We start from the raw sequence: 16,637 nt of genomic DNA, 5'->3' as shown, positions 1-16,637 counted from the left end.
GCCCGGGAGTGATGCCGCCAAACCACAGCGGGGACTTGTCTTTCCTCAGCGCAGCGACTGCAGTTCCTTCGACAGCGCCCGGCTGAGCGCCACCTCCTGGCGCAGCCGCTGCAGTTCCGGCGTGCCGGCGCTGGCGGGCGGCGTGGTCAGCGTGGCGAAGGCGTCGCCGAGCGGCCCGCCGGCCATGCGGCTGCCATAGCTGTCGCGCAGCTGGGCGATGCGCGCCTCGTCGCCGGCCAGCGTCCGGAAGGCGGCCAGCCGCAGCAGCAGCTGGCGCTGCGCCGGGTTGAGCGGCGCCGGTGCCGCCGGCACCAGTGCCGCGGCATGGGCGGAGAGCGCGTCCGCCGCGCCCGCCCAGTCCTGCTGCGCCGCCAGCAGATCGGCCAGCCGGGCGGCGCCGGCCGGGCCCATGGTGCGCAGCGCCGCGGTCGCCTGGGTCAGCTGGCCGGACAGCGCCAGGGCGCGCGCCTCGGCCATGCTGCGGCGCGGCCGGTCGCCGGGCTCCAGCGCCGCCTCGGGCAGCGCCTGGATGACGGAGAGCGCCTTCTCGCCTTCGCCGGCGGCGACCAGCAGCTCGGCCAGGCGCAGGTTGATCGGCGCCGGCCGGTCGCTCTTCAGCGCCGCCTTGGCCAGCAGCCGCGCCGCCGGATCCCACAGGTCCAGCGCCGCCAGCCCGTCGGCGATGCGCAGCGCCGCGGCGTCGAGGCGCGGGCCCTGCGGCAGCTGCGCCTGGCGCTGCTCGTAGAACTGCGCCGCCTCGATCACCGGCGTCTTGGGGTCGAGCAGCACGCCGAGCAGCGCCTCGGCGGTCTGCCCCTGCACCGATTCGGCGGCGTCCGGGAAGAGCGTCGCCGTCTCCTCCAGCAGCGCCAGCGCGCTCTCGTGCTGGCCGGCCTGGTGGTAGAGCTCGGCGGCGCGCAGCCGCCGGTTCAGCTCGCGCTGGTCGCCGCGCCAGCCGGGGATGGCGGCCTCCAGCATGGCGGCGGCAGCGCCCGGGTCGAGCTTGCCGCTGACCAGGCCGAGCTCGGCGATGCGGCCGCGGGCACGGTCGCGGATGTCGCGGTCACGCCCCTCGGTCAGCTTCTCATAGGTGGCCATGGCGGCATCGGTCTCGCCGCGCGCCTCGGCCAGGCGGGCGCGGGCGAAGACATGGCCCGGCGTCTCGCCGGGGGCCTCGTCGAGCAGCGCGGCGGCATCGCGCTGGGCACCGGCCTCGAGCAGCGCGCGCGCCACGCGCGGCACCAGCCGGTCGCGCAGCGCCTTGGGATAGGTCACCAGCAGCGGCGCGTTGCGCGCCAGCGCCGCGGCGAGCTCGGTCGAGGGCGTGCCCTCCCCCAGCGCGTCCAGCCGGGCCAGCGCCTGCCAGAAGGCGGGCTCGCCCTCGCGCGGCAGCCGCGGATCGGCCAGCGGCGCCAGCGATTCCTCGCCGCGCCCGGCCATCAGCGCGCCGGCGCCGATCAGCAGCAGCGCCCGCTTGTCGCCGGCGATGCGCGGATCGTCCTCGGTGGCGAGCTGGGCCAGCGCCTGCGCCTCGGCGCCGAGGCCCATGGCCAGCAGCGTCTCGGCCAGGTCGAGGCGCAGCGCCGCGCGCGCCTGCGGCGGCGCGTTCATCAGCTGGGCGAAGAGGTTGCGGCGGCGCTGCAGCAGCGCGGCGACCGGGCGGTCCTGCAGGTCGAGGACGCGGGCCATCTGCGAGCCGACCTCGCCCAGATGCCCGGGGATCGGGCCGATCGCCAGCGTGCCCTTGGAGGCCAGCGGCACGGCGAAGCCCTCGCGCACCGTGCGCAGCGCGACCGAGGGGTCGCGGATCGCCAGCGCCACGCCATGATCCGTCGGCAGCAGGTCGAAGGGCGAGAAGCTCTGGCCGACCGGCAGGGCGCGGGCCGGGGCGCCGAGCAGGCCGAGCAGCAGCAGCCCGCCGGTCTCGCGGTCCGGCACGGCGACGACGCGGCCGGGCTCGGCCACGCGCAGCAGCAGGCGCGGGCTGGCGCCCTCCTCCTGATCGACCAGGATGCGCTCGGGGCGCGGGCCGTTCGGCGGGACGATCTGCCAGATGCCATCGGCGTCGCGGCGCAGGCCGGGGATGCCGCCGCCGGGGACCAGGGGCAGGCGCAGCACGGCGGCGCCGGGCACCTCCATGATCTCCAGCCGGGCCAGGGCCGGGGACAGCCGGCGCAGCGCCGCCAGCTCGAGCGGCCGGTTGTCGTCGAAGGCGATGATCAGCGCACCGCCGCGGGCCAGCGCCGCGGCGCCGACCGAGCGGCCGAAGGGCAGCGGGATCGGCGCGGTGACCGGCATGGCGGCGCCGGGCGTCGCGGCGCGCGGCGGCAGCGGCGCGGCCGGCGCCTGAGTGGCGGGAAGCTGGGCCGCCGGAGGCTGGGCCGCGGGCGGCTGCAGCAGGGGCGGCTGGGGCATGGAGGGCGGGGCGGCAGGCGGCTGCGGGGCCGCCGGCGCCAGGGCCAGCGGGCCGGGCGCCGGCTGGCTCGGCACCACCGGCTGCGGCGCCGGCCCGGCGGGCAGCGCGGCCTGCGGGGCGGGGGCTGCGGGAGCCGGCGCCGGCGCCGGCGGGAGGGCGGCGGGCGGCAGGGCGGCAGGTGGCAAGGCGGCCTGGGGCGACGGGGCCATGGTGGCCTGCGGGACCGCCTGCGGCGCCGCCGGAGGAGCCGGCTGCGGTGCCGCCGGCGGCGCCCCCGGGGCGGCCGGGCCCGCGCCGCGCAGCTGCTCGGCCATCGCCACCAGGGCATCCATCGAGGCCTGCGGCGCCAGCTGCGGCTCGCCGGGCCGCGGCGCCGCCAGCGGCGCCGGGCGCTCGCGCGACGGCGCGGCGGGGCTCGGGGCCACCGGAGCCTGGGGCGTGGGCATCCGCGGCGCAACGACCTGCGGTGCCGCCGCCTGGGGTGTGGGCGCCGGGGGCGGCGTGGTGCCGGCGCGGCCGACCGGGGTGCCCGGCGGGATCAGCCCGGGGCGCGGCGCCGCCAGGCTGCCGGGCGCCGGCGGCGGCAGGGCATTGGCGCCGGCCGCGGGCGGCAGCGCCTGGGGGAAGAGCGGCTGCGACACCGGCGGCGAGGCGGCGGCGCGCGGCGGGGGCGCCTGGCTGGGCGGCGGCGGCGGGTCCAGCATATCGACCACGACGCGGCGGCCGAGCACGAAATGCCGCGCCCGGGCGCCCTCAGCCAGGTGGAAGCGCATGCCGCCGGGCAGCGGCTCGATGCCGCGGACATTGCGCGGCAGGCGCACGGCGGCGGCCTCGAAGGCGATGGTGCCGGCGGGGCCGAAGATCAGCTCCACCTCGTCGCCGGTCTGCACCATCGTATAGCCGGGCAGCTCGGGCCATTCGAAGACGACGCGGCCGAAGCCGGGATGGATGCCGATGCGCACGGTGACGCGGTCGGGCGGGCGGGGCGCCGCGCCGCGCGCCGGCCGGGCCGGAGGGGTCGCGGTCGCGGTGGCCGCCTCGCCGGGCACGGAGGGCGGCAGCACCTGCGGCGCCGGGGCGTCGCTGTCGCCTGCCCCGGGCAGCGCGGCCTGGGCCAGGCGCAGCGGGGCACCCTGCCCCGCTGCAGGCACGAAAAGCTCGAGCGCGGAGACCGACCCCGCCGGCGCGGCGGCCGCCTCGGCCAGGGCGGCCAGCGCCGGCAGCGGGGCAGTGCCCAGCAGCAGCGCCAGCACCCAGGCCGGGCAGCCGCGCAGCGCGCGGCGATGGTCAGTCGAACAGCGCATCGATGGCCGACTGGCTGATCGCCGCTCCCGGCAGCTGCGGGCCGTTCAGCAGGCCGTCGCCCGGCGGCACCGCCGCGGGCTGCGCCGGCGCCGGCGGCGGCGGCACGTTCTCCGCCGCCATCTGCGCCCGCGCCTTGCCGATGCGGTTCTCGATGGTCTGCAGCGCGGTCACCACCTTGGCGATGCGCTGCCCGGTGATGTCCTGGAAGGCGCAGGCCTCGTAGATCCGCGTGGTCGCCGCGAACAGCGCGTCGGCCGCCTGCGGCACCTGGGCCGCCAGGGTCTCCAGCTGCTCGCAGGTGTCGATGATCTCGTGCGTCGCCTGGGCGGTGTGCTGCACGATCGCCGCCAGCTCGTCGGTCGCCGACGGGATGGCGCTGTCGTCCAGCCCCTCGGCGCGCAGCGCGATGACCTCGGCGCGCGCATTGGCGATGACGCGGCCGACCTCCTCCAGCTCCTGCAGCAGGGTGGCGGCGGTCGCGGTCAGGTTGCCGCGAAGGTCCGCGATCGCATCGTGCTCAGCCATGGGCCATCACCTTCTCGATCTTGTCGCGCAGCGTCTCGGCGTTGAACGGCTTGACGATGTAGTTTGACACGCCGGCCTGCTTGGCGGCGACCACGTTCTCGGTCTTGCTCTCGGCGGTGACCATGATGAAGGGCAGATGCTTCAGCCGGGCATCGGCGCGCACCTCCTTCAACAGGTCGAGACCGGTCATCGGCTGCATGTTCCAGTCGCTGATCACCAGGCCGAAATTGCCGCTGCGCAGCTTGGCCAGCGCCTCGTGCCCGTCGGCCGCCTCGTCCGCGTCGTGGAAGTCGATCTGCTTCAGCAGGTTGCGGATGATGCGGGTCATGGTCTTGTAGTCGTCGACAACGAGGACCTTGATGTTGCGGTCGAGCGTCATGGGGTCGTCTTCTCCAGCGTAACTCGGAAGGGCGTTCAGCGATGCAGCAGGCGGGCCGGTGCGCGCGCGGTCAGAGCCCGGGCCGGGCGGCGCGCATGCGCGCCAGCTCGGCGGTCAGCGCGCGGACGCGCTCGGGCTCCATCGCGCCGAAGACCGGGGCGGCCTTCTGCTCGCGCATGCGGTTCACGATCTGCGCCAGCAGCGGCAGATCGAGCTCGTTGAAGACCATCGCCGCCTCGCGCGGGCGCATGGTCTCGTACAGCTTGGCGAGGCTGGCCCAATGGGCCTCGTCGCGGTTCTTCATCTGCCGCTCGTTCTCCTCCAGCCGCGACTGCAGGCCGGAGAGGCTGTCGATGCGGCCCTGCAGGCGGCGCTCGGCGGCGGCCAGCACCGCCTCGCGCATCGCCAGCATGCGGTCGCGCTCGTCGAGCTGCTCGCGCCGGGCGCGCAGCGCCTGCGCCAGCGCATCCTCGGAGCCGGCGGCGGGCGGCGGGGCGGTCTCGGCGGAGCCGCCGCCGGGCGCCCCCGGCGTCACCGCGGGCGCCACCGGCTGCGGCGCCGCCGGGCGGGCCGGGGCGGCGGCCAGGCGACGGTCGGCGGCAGCCGGCACCTCCTGGGCATTGGCGGCGCGGGCGGCCACCCGCATCGGCTGCGGCGCCGCGGCGGGGGCGGCGACCTCGGTGGCGGCCTGGGCGGCGGGCGGCCAGTCGGGCAGCAGCCCGGCCAGGGCCGCGCCCTTGATGCCGAGCAGCACGGTCAGCATCAGCAGCAGCCCGCGCAGGGCGAAGACGACATTCATGATCCGCGCCCCAGGCCCTGGTTGATGCTGTGTCCGAGCGCGCGCAGGAGATCCTGCTCGGCGCGCGGCCGCGGCGAGGCGGCCGCGGCGGAAAGCGGCGCGCGGGCGGGCGCGCCGTCGCCGGGGCGGCCGGCGCGCACCCCGGCATCGAGCCGGTCGGCCAGCGCCTCGGCGCGGTCGGTGAGGTAGCGCAGGTCCTCGCGCAGCGACTGCGCGGTGTTGACCTGCTCGGCGACCTGCCGGCCGGCGCCCTCGGCGGCGGCGCGCAGCCGGGCGATGGCGGCCTCCGCCTCGCGCGTCGCGTCGGTGAAGCCCTGCACCGTGGCGGCCAGCTGGGCGCGGTCCTTGCGCAGCGCGGTCAGCGCCCGCTCCAGCCGCAGCGCCACCGGCAGCGCGCAGGCGAGGCCCAGCACCAGCCCGGCCTGCAGGATCCATTCGATCCAGTTCATGCCGCGCCCTCCGCCCGCTCGTTCAGGTCGCGCTGCAGCCCGGCGCTGATGCCGTGCCGCGGCAGGGCGCGGTCGATCCGCACCGCCAGCCGGCCCTTGCGGCCGCCGACCTGGCCCTCGAACAGCGAGGTGTCGCCGCAGCGCAGCCGCACCGGCGCGCCGGGGCCGACGCCCAGCGTGATCAGGTCGCCGACCCGCAGCTGCACCACGTCGGTCAGCGGCATGGTCTGCTCGTCCAGCACCACGTCGAGCGCCACCTCGGTCTGCCGCAGCTCCTCGGCCAGGTGGGTCTCCCAGATGCTGTCGCGGCCGAACTTCTCGCCCATGAACTGCTGCAGCAGCAGCTCGCGCACCGGCTCGAGCGTGGCATAGGGCAGCAGCAGCTGCAGCTGGCCGCCGCGGCTCTCCATGTCGACGCGCAGCCGCGCCAGCACGGCGGCGTTGGAGGGGCGCGAGATGGCGGCGAAGCGCGGATTCACCTCCAGCCGCTCGAAGCGGAAATCGACCTCGGCCAGCGGGCCGAAGGCGTCGGACAGGTCGGCCAGCACCACTTCGGTCAGCCGCTCGATCAGGCCGCGCTCGATGGTGGTGTAGGGCCGGCCCTCGATGCGCATCGCCGTGGTGCCGCGGCGGCCGCCCAGCAGCACGTCGACCACCGAGTAGATGAGCGCCGAATCGACCACCACCAGGCCGTAATTGTCCCACTGCTCGGCCTTGAAGACGACCAGCATGGCCGGCAGCGGGATGGTGTTCAGGTAGTCGCCGAAGCGCAGGCTGGTGATGCCCTCGATCGACACCTCGACATTGTCCGAGGTGAAGTTGCGCAGGCTGGTCGACATGATGCGGACGAGGCGGTCGAAGACGATCTCGAGCATCGGCAGACGCTCGTAGGAGACCAGGCCGCGGGCGATCACCTTCTCGATGCCGGTGGCCGATTCGTCGCCCGCATCGCCGCCGTCGCCGAAGCCCAGCAGGCTGTCGATCTCGGCCTGGCTGAGCACGCGGGCCGGCTCGGGCGCGATCTCGGGGGCGGCCATCGGCATGGGCGGGGTGGCGGCGGCCTCGCCGACGGCGGCGGAGAGCGCGTCGCCCCAGCCGTCATCGCCGCCGACCGTGGCCATGTCGTCGACCAGCCCGCCCTGGGCGTCGCCCGATTCGGCAAGCGCCGCGCCCCAGGCGGCCATGTCGTCGTCGAACGGGTCGCCCGGCTTGCCGGACTCCGCCTCGGCGGCCGGCGTGGCCTCCTCCATCGAGGCCATCGCCGCGGCCATGTCGAGCGCCTCGCCGTCGCCGTCGCCGGCGCCAGGGGAGACGCCAGCGGGGACGCCGTCCTGATCGGGCGCCGTGCCGCTCATTGCACCACGACCTCGACGAAGAGCACGTCGGTGATGGCGCCGGGGCGGACGGCGATATTGGCGCGCGCCACCATCTCCTCGCGCAGCCGGTGGGTGCCGGCGCTGCCGCGCAGCTCCTCGGGCCGGGTCTCGCGCAGATAGGTGGTGAACATGTCGATCAGGCGCGGCATCGCCGCCTCGGCCGCCTTGGCGTCCTCGGGCAGCGCCACCTCCAGCCGGCTGCGCAGCTTGACGAAGGTCTGGCGGCGGGCGGCGGTGTTCAGGTTGGTGATGATCTCCGGCACCTCGACGAAGACCGGCGGCCGCTGCGGCGCCGGGGTGGCCGAGGCAGCCTGCGTCTCGCCCTCCTCGCCCGAGCCGCCAAGGCCCGGAATCGACAGCAGGCCCATGTACCAGGCGCCGCCCGCGCCGCCGCCGAGCAGCAGCACGAGCCCCAGGGCCGCCACCAGCAGCAGCTTGCCCTTGCCCTTCTTCGCCTGTTTCGGGGCGTCTTTTTCAGCCCCTGCGCCGTCGCTCATGCCGGCCACTCCATCCTGGAATGCGCCGGGAATTAAGCGGGGTCTGTTAACGGCATTTGAACCGGCAATTTTTGCCTCAATGATCCGGTAATAATTGCCCGGTACCTCCAGCCCTGCGGCGTCAGGGATTTCAAGAGGAAATCACCCCGCCGCGGCCGATCCGGACGCGCTGGCACGCCTCTTGCCTAGCCTGCTCCGTCGGTCCCCGACCAGGAGCTGCGCCACGATGGACACCCCCGGTTATGTCGTCCTCTCCCGCCTCGCCGCCCAGCGGCGCGCGCAGGATGTCGTGGCGTCCAACCTCGCCAATGCGGACACGCCGGGCTTCAAGGCCAGCCAGATGGTCTTCGCCGAGCATCTGGCGCGGCAGCAGAACGCCCAGACGCCGCGCGGCGGCGCCGAGGTCGCCTTCACCCAGGACCGCGCCACCTGGCGCGACTTCTCGCCGGGCCCGCTGCAGGCCACCGGCAACCCGCTGGACATCGCCCTGTCGGGCGACGGCTTCTTCGCCCTGCAGACCGCCAATGGCGAGCGCTACACCCGGGCCGGCCGCTTCGCCCTCTCCCCCACCTCCGGGGTGGTGGATGCCCAGGGCAATCCGGTGCTGCTGCAGGACGGCACGCCGCTGCAGATCCCGGAAGGGGCCACGCGCATCGAGATCAGCGGCGACGGCACCGTCGCCACCGAGCAGGGCCCGGTCGGCCAGCTGCGCGTGGTGCGCTTCGCCGACCCGCAGAAGCTGCAGGCCCAGGGCGACCGCCTGTTCACCACGCCGCAGGACATGCCGGCCGAGCCGGTCGCCCGCCCCGCCGTGGTGCAGGGCTCGGTCGAGGGCAGCAATGTCCGCGCCGTGGTCGAGATGACCCGCATGACCGCCGAGCTGCGGGAATTCCAGTTCGTCAGCCAGTTCGTCGAGCGCGAGGGGGAGCGGCTGCAGGACAGCGTGCAGCGCATCCTGAAGCGCAAATAACCGCCTAGCCCCCGCCGCTCGATCCCCAGGAAAGACTGAAGAAGATGCGCAGCCTCCATATCGCCGGCACCGGCATGATGGCCCAGCAGACCAATGTCGAGGTCATCTCCAACAACATCGCGAACATGAGCACGACCGGCTACAAGCGCCGCCGCGCCGAGTTCCAGGACCTGATCTACCAGAACCTGCGCCGCGGCGGCTCGCAGAGCTCCGACCAGGGCACGGTGCTGCCGGCCGGCGCGCAGCTCGGCCTCGGCGTGCGGACGGCGGCGATCTACCGCATTTCCGAGCAGGGCAACCTGTCGCAGACCGAGAACACCTTCGACGTCGCCATCCGCGGCAACGGCTATTTCCCAGTCCAGCTGCCCTCCGGCGAGACCGCCTATACCCGCGCCGGCACCTTCGGCCTCTCGGCGGCCGGCACCATCGTCACGGTGGACGGCTTCCAGGTCGGCGGCGGCATCACCATCCCGGCCGGCGCCCGCGACGTCACCATCAACGCCGCCGGCGAGGTGCTGGCCAAGATGGACGGCCAGACCGCGCTGCAGAATGTCGGCCAGCTGCAGCTCGCCGTCTTCGCCAATGAGGGCGGCCTGGAGGCGGTCGGCGACAACATGCTGATGGCGACCCCGGCCTCGGGCGACGCCCAGCTCGGCAATCCGGGCGGCGTCGGCTACGGCCAGGTGCTGCAGGGCTTCATCGAGACCTCCAACGTCAACGTGGTGCAGGAGATCACCAACCTGATCACCGCGCAGCGCGCCTATGAGATGAACTCCAAGGTCATCACGGCGAGCGACGAGATGCTCTCCACCCTGTCGCGGATGCGCGGCTGATGCTTTCCGCGCCCGGCCGTTTCCGCCGCCTCGCCCTCCTGTCCGGCATTTTCTGCCTGGCGGCGAATCTTGCCGCCGCGCAGGGCCTGGGGTCCTCCCTGGTCGCCCCGCGCGGCCAGGCGATGGTCGAGGGCGGCGTGGTGACGCTGGGCGACCTGTTCGAGGGGCTGGGCCCCAAGGCGACCGTCGTGCTGGGCCCGGCCCCCGCCCCCGGCCGCCGCTTCGTCGTCGAAAGCCCGCAGCTGGCGATCATCGCCCGCGACAACGGCCTCAGCTGGCAGCCGCTGGCCGGCGACGAGCGCGTCGTCGTCGAGCGCCCCGGCCGCCCGCTGGCGCGCGAGGAGGTCGAGGCCGTCCTGCGCGCCGAGCTCTCCGCGCTGGGCGCCGACCCCGCCCTGGATATCGAGCTGGTGAACTTCCAGGCGCCGATGGTGCCGACCGGCCCCGACCCGCGGCTGGCCGTCGAAGGCACCGAGTATGACGCCGCCAGCCGCCGCTTCTCGGCCACGCTGGTAGTATTGGCCGAGGGCATGGCGACGCTGCGCCAGCGCCTGGCCGGCCGCAGCGTCGCCCTGCGCGAGGTGGTGGTCGCCACCCGCAGCCTGCGCGCCGGCGAGACGCTGGGCCCGCGCGACGTCCGCGCCGAGCGCTTGGCCGCCGAGCGCGTCCGCCCCGGCATGGCCGAGACGCTGGACCGCGCGATCGGCGCCCGGCTGACCCGCAACATCGCCGCCGGCGCCCAGCTGCCGCTGGCCGAGCTGGCGGCGCCGCTCGCCGTCACCCGCGACAGCGCGGTCGAGCTGGTGCACGAGAGCGCCGGCCTGTCGCTCGCCACCCGTGGCAAGGCGCTCGCCGATGGCGCGCCCGGCACGGTGATCACCGTCCTCAACCTGTTGAACGGCACCGTGCTGAGCGGCGAGGTGCTCGGCCCCGGCCGGGTCCGCGCGCTCGGCCCGGCGCCGGCCGCGGCGCAGCCGGGTCGCCCCGGCGCCCTCGCGCAACGCTGATGATGCGGAACATCTGCATGTCCCCGATCCTGCCCCGCCTCGCCCCCCCGCTCCGCGCCCTGCTGCTGCTCGGCCTGCTGCCGCTGGCGGCCTGCGGCAACCTCTCCCGCCTGAGCGAGATCGGCTCGGCCCCCAGCATGGCGCCGATCGAGAATCCGGGCATGGCCGAGGGGCTGCGCAACATCTCGATGCCGATGCCGGCGCGGCAGGCGCCGATCCCGGAGAGCAACAGCCTGTGGCAGCCGGGCAGCCGCACCTTCCTGCGCGACCAGCGCGCGGCGCAGGTCGGCGACCTGGTCACCGTGCTGGTGCAGATCACCGACCGCGCGGCGCTGGAGAACACCACCGAGCGCAGCCGCAACAACAATGAGAGCCTGGGCATCGGCCGGCTGCTCGGCATCCAGACCCGGCTGCCCGGCGGCAACAGCGACCTGATCGACGCCACCAGCGGCTCGGGCAGCACCGGCTCGGGCTCGATCAAGCGCACCGAATCGGTGACGCTGCGGGTCGCCGCGACCGTGGTGCAGCAGCTGCCCAACGGCAATCTGGTGGTCGCCGGCCGGCAGCAGGTGCGGGTCAACCATGAGCTGCGCGAGTTGCAGGTCAGCGGCGTCATCCGCAGCCAGGACATCGCCAGCGACAACACCGTCCGCCACGATCGCCTGGCCGAGGCGCGCATCGCCTATGGCGGCCGCGGCACGGTGAGCGACGTGCAGACGCCGCGCTACGGCCAGCAGTTCCTCGACGTCATCCTGCCGTTCTGAACCCGGAAGATCGCCCGTGCGCCCGATGCTCCGGATCCTGCTGCTGACCCTGGCCTGCCTCGGCCTGGCCGCCCCCATGGCCGCGGCCCAGCAGGGCAGCGTCCGCATCAAGGACATCGCCGATATCGAGGGCGTGCGCGACAACCAGCTGGTCGGCTACGGCCTGGTGGTCGGGCTGAACGGCACCGGCGACCGGCTGCGCAGCGCCGCCTTCACCCGGCAGTCGCTGATCGGCGTGCTGGAGCGGCTCGGCGTCAATACCCGCGACCAGGAGACCCAGCTCGACACCCGCAACATCGCCGCCGTCATGGTGACGACGAACCTGCCGGCCTTCGCCCGCAACGGCAACCGGCTGGACGTCACCGTCTCGGCGCTGGGCGATGCCACCAACCTGACCGGCGGCACCCTGGTGGTCACCCCGCTGCACGGCGCCGATGGCGAGGTCTATGCGGTGGCGCAGGGGGCGATCGCCACCGGCGCCATCGCGGCGCGGGGGGCCGCTTCCTCGGTCACCCGCGGCGTGCCGACCTCGGGCCGCATCGCCAATGGCGCCATCGTCGAGCGCGAGGTGCCCTTCACCTTCGCCAACAAGCCGAACCTGCGGCTGGCGCTGCGCAATCCCGACCTGACCACGGCGCGGCGCATCGCCGCGGCCATCAACCGCATGGCCGGCGCCGGCGCCGCCCAGGCCAGCGACCCGCGCACCGTCGTCGTCTCGATGATGGGCCGCGACCCGGTGGGCTTCGCCACCGAGATCGAGCAGCTTCGGGTGCAGCCCGACCAGGCCGCCCGCGTCGTCATCGAGGAGGCCTCGGGCACCATCGTCATGGGCGCCAATGTGCGTATCAGCACGGTGGCGATCGCCCAGGGCAACCTGACCATCCGCGTCACCGAGACGCCGCAGGTGGTGCAACCCAATGCGCTGGCCGGCGGCCAGACGGCGGTGGTGCCGCGCACCGGCATCGATGTCGACGACCAGTCCGACCGGCGGCTCGGCATCATGCCCGCCGGCGTCTCGCTGCAGGAGCTGGTGACCGGGCTGAACAACCTCGGCATCGGGCCGCGCGACATGATCTCGATCCTGCAGACCATCAAGGCGGCCGGCGCCCTGCAGGCCCAGCTGGAGGTGCGCTGAGCATGGCCGAGACCCGCCCGGCAGGTTTTGCCGCCCCGCGCCCCGCCACCGCCACCCCGGCAAATCCTGCCGGGGCCAATCCTGCCGGCGCAGCGGCAGGCCAGGTCTCCCGCCCGCAGCAGTCCCGCAGCCCCGAGGCGATGCGCAAGACGGCGCAGGAATTCGAGGCGCAGATGCTGGGCGCCATGCTGCAGCCGATGTTCGAGACCCTCCCCACCAACGGCCCGATGGGCGGCGGTGCCGCCGAGGCGCAGTGGCGGCCGATGCTGGTCGAGCAGTTCGGCAAGCAGATGGCCAAGGCCGGCGGCGTTGGCATAGGAAATGCTGTGTACCGCGACATGATGCGCCTCCAGGCGCCATCGAGCGGAGAGAAGCCATGACGGCGGTGATCGAGCTGCAGCGCGTGACCCTGGCGCTGACCGAGGTGATCCTGGCGGAGACCGCCGCGCTGGAGCGGCGCGACCTGCGCGGCGCCGCGGCGCTGTCGGGGAAGAAGGTCGCGGCGCTGGAGGCCTTCGTCGCCGCCCGCGCCCGCATGACGCCGCAGGAGGCCGCCGCCGGCGGCGCCGCGCTGGCCCAACTGGTCGACCGGCTGCGCGACCAGGTCGAGGCCAACCGCGCCGCGCTGCAGATGGGCATCGCCCTGCAGGGCCGCGTGCTGGAGACCATCGCCGGCGCGGCCGCGCAGCCGGCGATCGCGACGCCCGGCTACGGCCGGCAGGTGACGCCGATGCCGGCCGCCGCCTATGCGCTGGGCGCCGCGCCGATGGCCCTGTCGCTGAGCGCCTGAGTCGCCGCATCCCGCATTTTGAGACACGCTCCGCCCGGCCGGGCTGGGGCGCCAGCGGATTTTTTTGCAAATCATGAACAGCGCGCCGCGCCCTGCTGCCGGGGCGCTGCCGCTCCATGCCTGCTCCATTACTGCAGCCCGAACCGGTAAATATTTGAAAGCCACTGAAATATCGGCGACGCGATCCGCGCCGGCGCGGCAGTCGCCGCATGCCTGCCCGTCACCCTCGAAATGAAGTGGTTAACAACGGGGAAACGCGCTGCTGGTTAGTTGCGGCCGTCGGGCCCGGTAGGCGGCAGAAGGCCGCTGGGGCGCGGGATCGAGATTCGGACGGGCAGGAGGCCTGGGTCGCGGATGAACTACCAAGGGGCGATGACGGCTCTGGCCGCCCTGATCCTGGTGCTGGCCCTGGTGCTGCTGGCGGCCCGGGCGGCGCGGCGCTTCGGCCTGGCGCCCGGCATGCCCGGCCCGCCGCGCGGCGCCGACCGGCGGCTGATGCTGGTCGAGAGCCTGGCGCTGGACACCCGCCGCCGCCTGCTGCTGCTGCGCTGCGACGGGCGCGAGCTGCTGCTGGTCACCGGCGGCCCGCAGGATCTTTTCCTCCAGGAGCTGCCGCCCGCGACCGCCGCGCTGCGCGTCACCCCCCAGGCCGCCGGCTGATGCGCCGCGCCCTGGCTCGCACCCTGCCCCGCGCCCTGACCCTCGGCATCGTGCTGCTGCTGCCGGGGCTGGCGCTCGCGCAGAGCGTCAGCATCGACATGGGCACCTCGGAAGCCGGCGCCACCACGCGGCTGGTGCAGCTGACGGCGCTGATCGGCCTGCTGTCGCTGGCGCCCTCCCTGCTGGTCATGGCCACCGCCTTCGCCCGCATCAGCATTGTCCTGTCGCTTCTGCGCAGCGCCATCGGCGCCGGCGGGGTGCCGCCCAATCCGGTGTTGATCGGGCTGGCGCTGTTCCTCACCTTCTTCGTCATGCAGCCGGTGCTGGAACAGTCCTGGCAGCGCGGGCTGCAGCCAATGGCCAATGGCCAGATCGAGGAGATCGCCGGGCTGCAGGCGGCGGCCGAGCCGTTCCGCACCTTCATGGCGGCCAATACCCGCGAATCCGACATCGCACTGTTCCTCGACCTCGGCAACCTGCCGCCGGTGACCGATGCGGCGCAGACCCCCTGGCGCGCCCTGGTCCCCGCCTTCATGGTCGGCGAGCTGCGCCGCGCCTTCGAGATCGGCTTCCTGATCTTCCTGCCCTTCCTGATCATCGACATCGTGGTGGCCAGCGTGCTGATGGGCCTCGGCATGATGATGCTGCCGCCCAACGCCATCTCGCTGCCGTTCAAGCTGATCTTCTTCGTGCTGGTCGATGGCTGGCGGCTGGTCGCCGGCAGCCTGGTGCAGGGATTTGCCGGTGGTGGCTGACCCGGTCTCCCTCGCCCAGCCGGGCGCTGCGGCCCCGGCCATGGTTAATGAACTGGCGATGAACGGCTGCGCAGGCTGCGCAATGGCCGTGCTTGCCCCCAGGATCCGAGAGATGTCGCCCGCGACTCCATGGCCGCTGCCGCCGCGCCTCCTCGTCCCTGCCCTGCCCGGCGCGAAAGGGCCGGCGGGCTGATGCCGCAGCCGCCTCCCCCCGCCTCGGCGACACCCGCCCCCACGCCCCCGGCCCCGGGCAATGCCGCCCCGCGGGATCGCTACAAGGCCTTCGCCTTCGCCGCCGCCGAGCTGCTGGTCGAGGCCGACCCCGAGGGCCGCGCCGTCTTCCTGGCCGGCAATTTCCTCCGCCGCCTGGGCCGCGGCGCCGAGAGCGCCCTGGGCGCGCCGGCCCGCGATCTGGTCGCCTTCGAGGACCGCCCGCAATTCGATGCGGCGCTGGCCCGGCTGCTGGCCGAGGGGCGGCTGCCGCCCACCGCCCTGTCGCTGGCCAGCACCGAGCCGCTGCCCTGCGTGCTGACCGGGCTGCTGCACCGCGACGGCGTCCCCGTGCCGCGCGCCGCGCGAGGCGAGGCCGGGCTGCGTCTGGCGCTGAGCTTCGGCGGGCTGCCGGCCGAGCGGGCCCTGCCCCGCCGCCCCGCCGCGCCGATGCTGCCGACCGATGCCACCAGCCTGGCGCGCGAGGCGGAATCCCTGCTGCTCGGCCTGAGCGACGCCCCCGGCGAAACCGGCGTGGCCCCGGTGCTCTCGCTGCTCGAGCTGAACGGCCGCGACGGCCGCCTCACGCCGCGCGCCTCGGTGGTGCGCGACGTCGCCGCGCTGCTGGCCGAGCATGCCGGGCCGCAGGGCAAGGCGGCGCAGATCGCCCCCGGCTTCTTCGGCATGGTGCATTCCGGCAACGAGCCGCCCAATCTCGGGCTGGTGGTCGAGCAGCTGCAGACGGTGCTGGCCGGTGCCGGGCTGCAGGGGGCGACGGTCGCCACCCATGCGCTGACGCTGGAAACCCCGGCCCGCGGCATGAGCGGGCCGCAGGCGGTGCGCGCGCTGCGCCTGGCGCTGGGCACCTTCGCCCAGGGCGGCACCGCGGCGCTGGCCAAGGCCGGCTTCGATGACGGGCTGCACGGCTTCGTCGGCGCGGTCGGCCCGCGCGCCGCGGCGCTGGCCCGCGCCATCGCCGACCGCCGCTTCTCCCTGGCCTTCCAGCCGATCGTCGAGCTGGCCGAGCCGGAGGCGGCGCCGGCGCATTACGAGGCGCTGATCCGCCCACTGGCGACCGACGGCCTGCCGACGCTCGGGCCGCAGGCCTTCGTCAACCTGGCCGAGATGGTCGGGCTGTCCGCCGAGCTCGACCTGGCCGTCGCCGATGCCTCGCTGGTGGCGCTGACCCGCGCCGGCGGGGAGACCCGCGTCGCCTGCAACGTCTCCGGCCTGTCGCTGCAGGACCCGGCCTTCCGCCGCCGCCTGCTGGCCCTGCTGGAAAGCCATGCCCCCGAGCTGCGCGCCCGGCTGCTGATCGAGGTCACCGAGACGGTCGAGATCGACAACGAGGCCGAGGCCGTCGCCTCCCGCGAGGCGCTGCGCCAGCACGGCGTCACCGTCTGCATCGACGATTTCGGCGCCGGCGCCGCCGGGCTCAGCTATCTCCGCCTGCTGAAGCCCAACCTGGTGAAGCTCGATGGCCGCTTCATGGAGGCGACCAGCGGCGGCCAGCGCGGCGAGAGCTACAATTTCGCCGCCGCCCTGGTGGAGCTCGCCCGCGCCACCGGCGCCGCGGTCGTCGCCGAGCGGATCGAGACCGAATCCGATGCCGACACCGCCCGCTCCTTCGGCGCGCGCTATGGCCAGGGCTGGCTGTTCGGGCGGCCGGGGACGCTGCCGGGCAATCTCGGCCCGCGCGCCTTCGGCGCGACCGCCCGCCGCGCCGCCACGCTGCGGCCGGAAGGCCTGGTCGCAAGCAGTTAACAT

General features: G+C 74.6%; 17 protein-coding genes. 10 read left to right on the top strand and 7 right to left on the bottom strand.

The features are described 5' to 3' along the window. Window positions 1-45: 45 nt before the first annotated feature. The 7 genes from WFI16_RS12155 to WFI16_RS12125 all read right to left on the bottom strand — a co-directional run bounded on the left by WFI16_RS12155 (window position 46) and on the right by WFI16_RS12125 (window position 7,746). Window positions 46-3,720 (bottom strand): hypothetical protein, encoded by a 3,675-nt coding sequence (locus tag WFI16_RS12155; RefSeq protein ID WP_419898098.1) that lies wholly within the window; start codon window positions 3,718-3,720, stop codon window positions 46-48. Further along, a complete protein-coding gene (locus WFI16_RS12150) occupies window positions 3,704-4,246 on the bottom strand; it encodes a hypothetical protein (protein ID WP_419898097.1) in 543 nt (180 codons plus the stop codon). The genes WFI16_RS12155 and WFI16_RS12150 overlap by 17 nt, the downstream gene beginning before the upstream one ends. After that, window positions 4,239-4,625: a chemotaxis response regulator CheY gene (locus tag WFI16_RS12145; RefSeq protein WP_076957986.1), complete on the bottom strand. Its 387-nt coding sequence runs from the start codon at window positions 4,623-4,625 to the stop codon at window positions 4,239-4,241. Before WFI16_RS12145 ends, WFI16_RS12150 begins: the two co-directional genes overlap by 8 nt. A 70-nt stretch (window positions 4,626-4,695) precedes the next feature. After that, complete coding sequence (locus tag WFI16_RS12140; RefSeq protein WP_419898096.1) at window positions 4,696-5,424, bottom strand: MotE family protein; 729 nt, start codon at window positions 5,422-5,424, stop codon at window positions 4,696-4,698. Beyond that, on the bottom strand, window positions 5,421-5,873 hold the full coding sequence (locus WFI16_RS12135) for a DUF6468 domain-containing protein (RefSeq protein WP_419898095.1): 453 nt from the start codon (window positions 5,871-5,873) through the stop codon (window positions 5,421-5,423). The genes WFI16_RS12140 and WFI16_RS12135 overlap by 4 nt, the downstream gene beginning before the upstream one ends. Next, entirely contained in the window at window positions 5,870-7,228 is a 1,359-nt protein-coding gene (fliM, locus tag WFI16_RS12130) for a flagellar motor switch protein FliM (RefSeq protein WP_419898094.1), read from the bottom strand. Before fliM ends, WFI16_RS12135 begins: the two co-directional genes overlap by 4 nt. Further along, window positions 7,225-7,746, bottom strand: coding sequence for a flagellar basal body-associated FliL family protein (locus tag WFI16_RS12125; RefSeq protein ID WP_419898093.1), 522 nt, complete (start codon window positions 7,744-7,746; stop codon window positions 7,225-7,227). The genes fliM and WFI16_RS12125 overlap by 4 nt, the downstream gene beginning before the upstream one ends. A gap of 226 nt (window positions 7,747-7,972) precedes the next feature. Here WFI16_RS12125 and flgF point away from each other — a divergent pair, with 226 nt between their 5' ends. From flgF to WFI16_RS12075, 10 genes are all read left to right on the top strand, one after another. Then, on the top strand, window positions 7,973-8,716 hold the full coding sequence (flgF, locus tag WFI16_RS12120; RefSeq protein ID WP_419898092.1) for a flagellar basal-body rod protein FlgF: 744 nt from the start codon (window positions 7,973-7,975) through the stop codon (window positions 8,714-8,716). Window positions 8,717-8,760: 44 nt separating this feature from the next. Then, window positions 8,761-9,549, top strand: coding sequence for a flagellar basal-body rod protein FlgG (flgG, locus tag WFI16_RS12115; protein WP_419898091.1), 789 nt, complete (start codon window positions 8,761-8,763; stop codon window positions 9,547-9,549). Beyond that, the gene (gene flgA / locus WFI16_RS12110; RefSeq protein WP_419898090.1) at window positions 9,549-10,556 is read left to right on the top strand and encodes a flagellar basal body P-ring formation chaperone FlgA; all 1,008 of its coding nucleotides are present in this window, start codon (window positions 9,549-9,551) and stop codon (window positions 10,554-10,556) included. The genes flgG and flgA overlap by 1 nt, the downstream gene beginning before the upstream one ends. Window positions 10,557-10,573: 17 nt before the next feature. Beyond that, a complete protein-coding gene (flgH, locus tag WFI16_RS12105) occupies window positions 10,574-11,320 on the top strand; it encodes a flagellar basal body L-ring protein FlgH (RefSeq protein WP_419898089.1) in 747 nt (248 codons plus the stop codon). Between the two features lie 25 nt (window positions 11,321-11,345). Continuing rightward, window positions 11,346-12,455, top strand: a complete 1,110-nt coding sequence (locus WFI16_RS12100; protein WP_442970682.1) for a flagellar basal body P-ring protein FlgI — start codon at window positions 11,346-11,348, stop codon at window positions 12,453-12,455. 2 nt (window positions 12,456-12,457) lie between these two features. Further along, window positions 12,458-12,835, top strand: coding sequence for a rod-binding protein (locus tag WFI16_RS12095; protein ID WP_419898088.1), 378 nt, complete (start codon window positions 12,458-12,460; stop codon window positions 12,833-12,835). Then, window positions 12,832-13,245, top strand: coding sequence for a hypothetical protein (locus WFI16_RS12090; protein WP_419898087.1), 414 nt, complete (start codon window positions 12,832-12,834; stop codon window positions 13,243-13,245). The genes WFI16_RS12095 and WFI16_RS12090 overlap by 4 nt, the downstream gene beginning before the upstream one ends. 354 nt (window positions 13,246-13,599) lie before the next feature. Further along, a complete protein-coding gene (locus WFI16_RS12085) occupies window positions 13,600-13,905 on the top strand; it encodes a hypothetical protein (protein ID WP_419898086.1) in 306 nt (101 codons plus the stop codon). Next, window positions 13,905-14,660 (top strand): flagellar type III secretion system pore protein FliP, encoded by a 756-nt coding sequence (fliP, locus tag WFI16_RS12080; RefSeq protein WP_419898085.1) that lies wholly within the window; start codon window positions 13,905-13,907, stop codon window positions 14,658-14,660. Before WFI16_RS12085 ends, fliP begins: the two co-directional genes overlap by 1 nt. A 192-nt stretch (window positions 14,661-14,852) precedes the next feature. After that, window positions 14,853-16,634, top strand: a complete 1,782-nt coding sequence (locus WFI16_RS12075; RefSeq protein ID WP_419898084.1) for an EAL domain-containing protein — start codon at window positions 14,853-14,855, stop codon at window positions 16,632-16,634. Window positions 16,635-16,637: the final 3 nt, after the last annotated feature.

This window comes from Roseomonas sp. USHLN139, assembly GCF_037145735.1.
In the GTDB taxonomy this organism is placed as follows: Bacteria; Pseudomonadota; Alphaproteobacteria; order Acetobacterales; family Acetobacteraceae; genus Pseudoroseomonas.
This window is presented reverse-complemented; position numbering and strand designations above follow the sequence as displayed.